This window comes from Streptomyces tricolor (assembly GCF_002155905.1).
Taxonomy (GTDB): domain Bacteria; phylum Actinomycetota; class Actinomycetes; order Streptomycetales; family Streptomycetaceae; genus Streptomyces; species Streptomyces tricolor.
Genome location: NZ_MUMF01000823.1, coordinates 1 through 8,327 on the forward strand (window position 1 = coordinate 1; position 8,327 = coordinate 8,327).

Consider the following 8,327-nt stretch of genomic DNA (forward strand, 5'->3'; position numbering starts at 1 on the left):
GCACCATGGCGGGCCTGACCGGGGGGTGCACCATGGCGGGCCTGACCCGGGGGTGCGCCCACCTCGGTGGGTCTCATCCGACAGCCCGCCGCGGTGGACCCGGGCCCCGGACGTACGGTCGCGGACGGGGCATACCGTGGCGGTATGGACGACCGCAGTGCTCTCGCCCGGCTGGACCGACGTGTCGCCGACTGCCGGGCCTGTCCCCGGCTGGTCGAGTGGCGTGAGGAGGTGGCCCGTACGAAGCGGGCCGCGTTCGCCGACTGGGAGTACTGGGGGCGGCCGGTGCCCGGCTTCGGCCCGGCTGACGCCCGGCTGCTGATCATCGGGCTGGCCCCGGCGGCGCACGGCGGCAACCGCACCGGCCGCATGTTCACCGGGGACCGTTCGGGAGACGTGCTGTATCAGGCGCTGTACGACGTGGGGCTCGCCTCGCAGCCCACCTCCGTCAGCGCCGACGACGGACTGGAGCTGTACGGCGTGCGGGTCACGGCGCCGGTGCACTGCGCGCCGCCCGCCAACAAGCCGACCCCGGGTGAGCGTGACACCTGCCGTCCCTGGCTGGTCCAGGAGCTGACGCTGCTCCGGCCGACGCTGCGGGCCGCCGTCGTCCTCGGCGCCTTCGGCTGGCAGGCCGCGCTGCCCGCGTTCGCGGAGGCGGGCTGGACCGTGCCCCGCCCCCGCCCGGCCTTCGCCCACGGCGCCCGGGTCGCGCTCGACGGCCTGGACCTGTTCGGCTGCTTCCACGTGAGCCAGCGCAACACCTTCACCGGCCGGCTCACCGCCGGCATGCTGCGCGAGGTGCTGCGCACGGCGGCGGAGGCGGCCGGGCTGCGGTAGACCGGAAGCCGCGGCTCCTCAGCCCGCCCCGGCACCGGCACCCTCATCGGTACCGGGGTCGGCCCGGGGCGCGTCCGTCGGTTCCGATCCGAACAGGTGCTGTACCGTCGAGCGGTAGTTGGCGCGGACGTGGTCGAGGGCGTGGGCGCGGGCCCGGGCCGGGTCGCCGGAGGCGATCGCCTCGTACAACGCGCGGTGTTCGGTGAGGAGTTGGGGCCACTCCTCGTTCCGGCGGGTGAGCCAGCGCAGGCGGCCGTCGACCGGTTCCATGACCGAGATCAGCAGGCCGTTGCCGGCCATGGCGAGGACGCGGTCGTGGAAGCGGGTGTTGATGTCCGTGATCGTCTCGGCGTCCTCCGCCTGCGTCGCGCGGGCCGCCTGGTCGAGCAGGTCCCGCAGCTCGGCCAGTGCCTCGGGGGTCGCGCGGGACGCCGCCAGGCCGGCCGCGTACACCTCCAACGCCTCGCGCAGCTCGAAGAGTTCGCGGACGTCGGCCGGGGTGAGCCGGCGGACGACCGTACGGCGGGCCGACTCGAAGAGGACGAAGCCCTCGGCGACCAGGGCGCGGATCGCCTCCCGCACCGGCACCCGCGAGACGCCGAACCGCTCGGCCAGTTCCCGCTCGACGAGCCGGTCACCGGGGCCGAGGCGCCCCGCGATGATGTCCTCCCGCAGGCTCGCCAGGACGCGCTCGCGCACCGCGCCCAAGGGTTCGGTCTTCGCCCGTCCGGGGCTCGTCGTGCCGCTCATGGGCCCATCTTCGCGGAACACGGGGGTCTTTTACGGGGCCGTAACGGCAACGACATCGGTCCGGACGCTTGACGGCGGCACCATGGCGACAGTTTGGTATACCAAACGGCCGCCGTCCTCCGTCCCCTCGTCCATGGAGGCCCCGTGTCCCTCGCCGACCGCGCCGCAGCCACCGGCGCCCCCGCGTCCGTCCCCGATCCCCGCCTCGTCAACGAGGACCTCGCTCCCGCCCGGCAGCGGAACTGGAAGGTCTTCGACCTGTTCGCCATGTGGATGTCCGACGTCCACAACCTCGGCAACTACACCTTCGCCGCGGGCCTGCTGGTTCTCGGCATGAACGTCTGGCAGGTCTTCACCTCCCTCCTCGTCGGCTTCGTGCTCATCTACTTCGGCATGAACCGGATGGGCCGGATCGGCCAGCGCCACGGCGTGCCGTTCCCGGTCGTCAGCCGCATCAGCTTCGGCGTCTGGGGCGCCAACATCCCGGCGCTGATCCGGGCCGTGATCGCCATCATGTGGTACGGCATACAGACCTATCTGGCCTCCGTCGCCGTCAATGTGATGCTGCTGGCGGCCTGGCCGGGTCTGGAGTCGCTGACGCGTCCCTCCTTCCTCGGCCTGGACGCGCTCGGCTGGATCTCCTTCGTCTCGCTCTGGCTCCTCCAGGCGCTGATCATCAGCCGGGGCATGGAGTCGGTGCGGAAGTTCCAGGACTTCTGCGGTCCGGCGATCTGGCTGGTGATGATCGCGCTGGCGGTGTGGGTGCTGGCCAAGGCCCACTGGAGCATCTCGCTGACCTCCACCCCGCACCCGGTCCCGGCCGGCGAGCAGTGGCGGCAGTGGTTCGGCGCGATCGGGCTGATCCTCGCGACCTACGGCACGCTGATGCTCAACTTCTGCGACTTCTCCCGCTTCGCCCCCGACGACCGGACCGTGAGGCGCGGCAACTTCTGGGGGCTGCCCATCAACTCCACCGCGTTCGTGGTCGTCTCGGTGATCGTCACGGCGGGCTCGCTGGAGGCGTTCGGGCAGGCCATCACCGACCCGGCGGAGCTGGTCGCCAAGGTGGGCGACACCTGGGTGCTGGTCATCGCCGCGCTGACCTTCGCCATCGCCACCATGGGTGTCAACATCGTCGCCAACTTCGTCTCACCGGCGTACGACCTCGCCAACGTCTGGCCGCAGAAGATCACCTTCAAGGTGGGAGGCATGATCAGCACGGTGGCGGCGCTGGTGGTCACCCCCTGGAACCTCTTCTCCAACCCGACCGTCGTCAACTACTTCCTCGGCGGACTCGGCGCCTTCCTCGGTCCGCTGTTCGGCGTGATCATGGTCGACTACTACTGGGTCAAGCGCGGCAGGATCGACGTCGACGCGCTGTTCGACGCCCGGCCCGGCACCCCGTACCACTACCGCGGGGGAGTCAACCCCAAGGCGCTCTGGGCGTTCCTGCCCGCCGCCGCGGTCGCCGCCGTCCTCGCGCTCGTACACAGCTTCAGCGACGTCTCGCCGTACTCCTGGTTCATCGGTACGGCCCTCGCCGCCGGCCTGTACGCGGCGCTGTGCCGCCGGGAGTGCGCGGCGGCGGGACGGGAGGGCTGACGGACATGCGGATCGTCGTCACCAACTGCAACACCACGCCGGAGATGACCGAGGAGATCGTCCGCGGGGCCCGGAGCGCGGCGGGCCCGGGCACCACCGTGGCCGGGCTGACCCCCGCCTGGGGCCCCGAGTCCGCCGAGGGCTGGCTGGACAGCCATCTGTCGGCCGCGGCCGTCCTCGACGCTCTGCGGACATACGGCGGACCGGCCTACGACGCGGTCGTGCTGGCCGGGTTCGGGGAGCACGGCCGGGAAGGTGTACGGGAACTGGTGGACGTACCCGTCGTGGACATCACCGAGGCCGCGGCGCACCTGGCCTGTCTCCTCGGGCGTCGCTACGGCGTCGTCACCACCCTCGACCGGTCCCGCGGCCTGATCGAGGACAGCCTGGAGACCGCGGGCGTGGCCCGCAACTGCGCCGCCGTCGTCGGCACCGGCCTCGGCGTTCTCGACCTCGCCGCGGACCCGGCCCGGACCGAGTCCGCGTTCCTGGCCGCCGCCGAACGCGCCCGCGACGCCGGCGCCGAGGTCCTGGTCCTGGGGTGCGCCGGGATGACGGGACTGGAGCGGACGGTGGGGGAGAAGCTCGGGCTGCCGGTGGTCGACGGCGTCGGGGCGGCGGTCAAGCTCGCGGAGTCGCTGGTGGGGCTGGGACTGACGACGAGCCGCGCCGGCGGCTACGCGAAGCCGCTGCCCAAGGCGAGGGCGTGGGGACGGCCGCCGGGATGAGCCGGAGACGGCGCGGGCGATGACGACTCGGGGCGGGCCAGCCGTAGTGGCGGGGCGGCCGTAGTGGCGGGCGCTCGACCCGGCACAGCCTGCCGCCGACCGCCAGCGGTGTGCGGCCCGGCAGCGGTGTGCGGCCCGGCAGGCCGGCCGGGAGCGTGCTCAAGGACGGCACGGCCGACGTCGCGACCGCGGCCGCTCACGGACGCCAGACGTAACGGACGTCCGGCTCGCGCTCCTCGTTGCCGCTGCCGTCGGTGAACTCGACGGCGGTGAAGCCGTGCCGCTCGTAGAAGCGATGGGCGGGCTTGTTGACCTGGAAGGTCCACAGGGTGAGGCCCCGGGGGCTGCGCTCCTTGGCCAGCGCGACGAACCGGTCCCCGATGCCCCGCCCACGCCACTCGGGATCCAGGTACAGCTGGGACAGCGACTCCCCTTGCAGGACCATCAGGCCGACCACCCCGCTTCCGGCCGCCTCCGCCACCCAGGTCTCCCGCGCGGGCACCACGACCTCCCGGATGTACTCCCGGACCTCGTCGTCGGTGTGCGGCCGGACGACCGTCGGCAGCGCGGCGGCGAAGGACCGCAGATACACGTCGGCGGTGGCGTGCGCGTCCGCCGGCCCGGCACGGCGGAGTACGACCGCTTCCGTCATCGGTCGCCGCCCGCCTGCTCCGGCACCACGGCGGTGGCCGTGATCTCCACCAGCTGACCGGTGTACCCGAGGCAGGCCACGCCGAGCAGCGTGGAGGAGTGCGGACCCGTGCTCAGCCCCGAGGCCCGTACGACCTCCCACACCGAGGTGAGCACCGCGGGCTCGCTGCACACGACGTACACATCCGTCGCCACCACGTGCGCCAAGTCGCTGCCGACAACGCGCAGTTGCTCCCGCAGATTGGCGATCACCTGCTCGGCCTGCCGCACCGGGTCGCCGGGGCCGACGACCGCCCCGTGCTCGTCGAGCGGCACCGCCCCGGCGAGGAACGCGAGCTTCGTGCCGGCCTCGACCACGGAGGCGTGGGAGTAGGTCGGCGGCGGGAAGAGAGCGGGGGCGGTGACGCGCCGGATCATGGCTGCGATTCCTCCAGGGTCGGTGACCAACTGTCCGATGATCGGACACCTGACCCCTGCGCGCACCCGAATTACCCGGGCTGCGGCGGGTGTTCGACCCCCTGGGCCCAGAGAGCATCAGGCGCCTGCCGCGACCGCGCGCGGCGTGCGTGCTCGGACGCCTTCGCCGCTGCGCCCGTCAGCACGGCCGTCCCGGGCACCGCCCCGATCGTCAGCACGGCCGCCCCGGCATCCGGCGCCCGTCATCACTGCCGCCCCGGCCGCCACCGTCCCGATCACCACCCCCGGTGGCGCGCCGTCGTCGTCACCGCTCTCGCCGCCGTCGCCGTCTCCGTCGTCAGCACCCCTCTGGCCTGCGGACCACGGGCGCTCCACTGCGCGGCCCGAGCGGTCGAGTTCCTGCACCGGCACCCGGGTCGCCAGCTCAAGATGGCCGAGGAGATGCGGCGCGGACTCGGCGCCCTGCGGGAGCCGCTGCTGCGGATCACGCAGAGAGGGCTCGGAATTTCGGGAGCGGCCTTCGGCGTGGCTGCGCCAGGCTGAGCGCATGCCGCATTCTTCCGACGCCGACTTCCTCGCCACCACCGCCGACCGCCTGGCCGCCCTGCCCACCGTGCGGGCCGTGGCCCTCGGCGGTTCCCGCGCCGAGGGCACCCACCGCCCCGACAGCGACTGGGACCTGGCCGTCTACTACCGAGGTCCCTTCGACCCGGACGACCTGCGCGCCCTCGGCTGGCCCGGCGAGGTCTCCGAGATCGGCGGCTGGGGCGGCGGAGTGTTCAACGGCGGCGCCTGGCTGACCATCGACGGGCGGCGGGTCGACGTGCACTACCGGGACCTGGACGTCGTCGAGCACGAGCTGGCCGAGGCGGCGGAGGGCCGCTTCCGGGTGGAGCCGCTGCTGTTCCACCTGGCCGGCATCCCCACCTACCTGATCGTGGCCGAACTGGCACTCAATGAGGTCCTGCGCGGCGACCTCCCGCGCCCGGACGGCTACCCGCCGAAGCTCCGCCGCACCGCCTTCGACCGCTGGTCCGGCACCGCCCACGCCACCCTCTCCTACGCCAAGGCCAACCACGCCCCGCACGGCCGCCTCACCGAAACCGCCGGCGCCCTCGCCACAGCCGCCACCCAGTCCGCCCACGCCGTCCTCGCGGCCCGCGGTGAGTGGGTGACGAACGAGAAACGCCTGCTGGAGCGGGCCGGGCTGCGCGGGATCGACACGGTCGTGGCCGGTCTGCGGGCCGAGCCCGGCGCGCTCGCCGCCGCCGTGACCGAAGCCGAGGAGATCATCGCCAGGGCATTGCGTTCATAAAGAAAGCGGCCGTCCCGACACCTTTCATCTGTCTGAAACGTGAGCGCACCGTTCGCACAGGGAACGCGATCTACCGTGGGACCACATCCACCGGCCACCGTCGTCCGAAGGCCCACCCCGCCCTCGTATGAACAGGAGCCCTGTGTCACGGCCCGCCATACCCCTCTGGCTCGCCCATGCCTTCCGTGCCCAGCGCGGTCCCGTGCCCTGGAGCGCGGTCTGCCGGGGCGCGCTCGCCGCCGGGCCGTCGCTGCTCGCCGGGATGCTCGTCGGGCAGACGGCCCTCGGCGTGCTCGCCGCCATCGGTGCCATGCTCGCCGGCATCAACGACCGGCCCGGCAGCCGGCGGGCCTCCGTGCACCGGCTCGGGGTGCCCGCGGCGGCCGGAGCGCTGGGGCTGCTCGTGGGGACGTACGCCGGGCAGGGACTGGCCGCCGTACCGCTGACCCTGGTGCTCACCGCGCTGGGACTGGTCGCCGGCGGCGTCAGCGCCGTCGGGCCCGTCGCCTCCGCCGCCGGCACCCAGCTGCTCGTCGCCGCGGCCGTCGGCGCCGGGATGCCGACCGCCGAGAGCGGCTGGCAGCAGGCCCTGGCCTTCCTGGCCGGCGCCGGCTGGCTGCTGGTGCTGCGCCTCGCCCTGCCCACCCCGGGCTCGCTCGCCGGGGACTTCCGGTTCGACGGGGAACGGCAGGCGGTCGCCGACGTGTACGACGCGATCGCCGCGCTCGTCGCCGCCGTGGGCGGGGAGCACGCCACCGCCCGGCGGGCCGCGCTCACCGCCGCGCTCGACCACGCCCAGGACGCCCTCGCCGGACCCCGGCTGCGCCGCCAGACCGGCTCGGCCGCCGAACGCCGGCTGCACGCCCGGTTCGCGGCGGCCCTGCCCCTCGCCGAGGCCGCCACCGCCCTCTACTGGGCGGGAGAGCCCGTGCCGGCGCGCGCCGCCGAGGGGCCCCGGCGGCTCGCCACCGCCGTCCGCGGCGACACCGGCACCGGCCCGCTGCCCGCCCCGCACCGGTCGGCCCCCGCCCTGCGCGCCCTGGACGACGCGCTGCTGCGCGCCGCCGACGCCTTCGACCGGGGCGACGGCGCCCAGCGCGGACTGCTCGGCCGGCGCCGGGACGTCCGGCACGCGCTGCGGGCCGCACTCGGCGCCGGCGGGCGCGAGTACGGGCTGCGCGTCGCCCTCTGCTTCGGCGCCAGCGCCGCCATCGCCCAGGCCCTGCACCACACCCGCTGGTACGGTCCGCACGCGCACTGGTACTGGCTGCCCGCCACCGCCGTCTTCCTCGTCAAGCCCGACCTCGGCCCGCTCGCCTCGCGCGTGCTGTGCCGGGCCGCCGGAACCGTCCTCGGCGCCCTGGTGTTCGCCGGCTTCGCCGCGCTGCTGCCCCGCCCCGAGGGGCTGATCGCGCTGGTGACGGTGTGCGGCGCCCTCGTACCGGTCGCCACCCGGCACTTCGCGGCGCTCACCGCCGTCGTCACCGTCCTCGTCCTGGCCCTGGTCATGGCCGGCGGGGAGCCGCAGGCCTCGGTCAGCCGGATCGGCGAGACCCTGCTGGCCTGCGCGCTCGTGCTGGTCGTGGGGCATCTGCCGATGCCGGGGCAGCGCGGTGGCGGTGTACGGGCCCGGCTCACGACGGCCGGCCGCGCCGCCCACGCCTACCTCCTCCACGTCCTCGGCGAGTCCGGCGACCGCGCCGAACGGTGGGTGCTGCGCCGGGAGGCCTACCGCGCCCTCGCCGAGGCCCGGACCGCCATCGCGGTCGCCGCCGCCGAATTGCCCGCCCTCGCCCGGCACACCGAGGGCACGGACGCCGTCGCCGAGGCGCTGGAACGGCTCGTGGACACCACCACGGCCTGCGCCGTGCACCTCGACGACACCGGCCGGCTCACCCCCCGGCACCTGCGCCAACTGCGCGAAGCGCTGGGGGAGCTGGAGCGGCGGGGGATGCGGGTACCACTGCCCGCCGCCGCGTGACCGTGCCCGCCTTGGCCGCGCCCGCCCCGGCCGTGCCCGCCTC

The 8,327-nt window shown here is 74.4% G+C and carries 9 protein-coding genes; 5 read left to right on the forward strand and 4 right to left on the reverse strand.

Annotated elements, in window-relative coordinates:
• Positions 1-144: 144 nt before the first annotated feature.
• Entirely contained in the window at positions 145-840 is a 696-nt protein-coding gene (locus CCN44_RS40155; RefSeq protein ID WP_059248738.1) for a uracil-DNA glycosylase, read from the forward strand.
• 18 nt (positions 841-858) lie between these two features.
• On the opposite strand, the gene CCN44_RS40160 is transcribed toward CCN44_RS40155, so the two are convergent.
• Positions 859-1,590 carry a GntR family transcriptional regulator gene (locus CCN44_RS40160; RefSeq protein ID WP_086704056.1) on the reverse strand — a complete coding sequence of 244 codons (732 nt, stop codon included), beginning with the start codon at positions 1,588-1,590 and terminating at the stop codon, positions 859-861.
• A gap of 144 nt (positions 1,591-1,734) precedes the next feature.
• On the opposite strand from CCN44_RS40160, the gene CCN44_RS40165 reads away from it, so the two are divergent.
• Positions 1,735-3,192, forward strand: a complete 1,458-nt coding sequence (locus CCN44_RS40165) for an NCS1 family nucleobase:cation symporter-1 (RefSeq protein ID WP_086704059.1) — start codon at positions 1,735-1,737, stop codon at positions 3,190-3,192.
• 5 nt (positions 3,193-3,197) lie between these two features.
• Complete coding sequence (locus CCN44_RS40170) at positions 3,198-3,920, forward strand: aspartate/glutamate racemase family protein (RefSeq protein WP_086704069.1); 723 nt, start codon at positions 3,198-3,200, stop codon at positions 3,918-3,920.
• Between the two features lie 196 nt (positions 3,921-4,116).
• Here the strand turns inward: CCN44_RS40170 and CCN44_RS40175 are convergent, their stop codons facing one another.
• From CCN44_RS40175 to CCN44_RS44230, 3 genes are all read right to left on the reverse strand, one after another.
• Positions 4,117-4,572: a GNAT family N-acetyltransferase gene (locus tag CCN44_RS40175; protein ID WP_086704062.1), complete on the reverse strand. Its 456-nt coding sequence runs from the start codon at positions 4,570-4,572 to the stop codon at positions 4,117-4,119.
• A complete protein-coding gene (locus CCN44_RS40180; protein WP_059248734.1) occupies positions 4,569-4,988 on the reverse strand; it encodes a RidA family protein in 420 nt (139 codons plus the stop codon). Before CCN44_RS40180 ends, CCN44_RS40175 begins: the two co-directional genes overlap by 4 nt.
• Positions 4,989-5,105: 117 nt before the next feature.
• Positions 5,106-5,537: a hypothetical protein gene (locus CCN44_RS44230; protein WP_143650398.1), complete on the reverse strand. Its 432-nt coding sequence runs from the start codon at positions 5,535-5,537 to the stop codon at positions 5,106-5,108.
• On the opposite strand from CCN44_RS44230, the gene CCN44_RS40185 reads away from it, so the two are divergent.
• Positions 5,536-6,303, forward strand: a complete 768-nt coding sequence (locus CCN44_RS40185) for a nucleotidyltransferase domain-containing protein (protein WP_086704064.1) — start codon at positions 5,536-5,538, stop codon at positions 6,301-6,303. The genes CCN44_RS44230 and CCN44_RS40185 overlap by 2 nt on opposite strands.
• Positions 6,304-6,430: 127 nt before the next feature.
• Positions 6,431-8,284 carry an FUSC family protein gene (locus tag CCN44_RS40190; protein ID WP_086704066.1) on the forward strand — a complete coding sequence of 618 codons (1,854 nt, stop codon included), beginning with the start codon at positions 6,431-6,433 and terminating at the stop codon, positions 8,282-8,284.
• Positions 8,285-8,327: the final 43 nt, after the last annotated feature.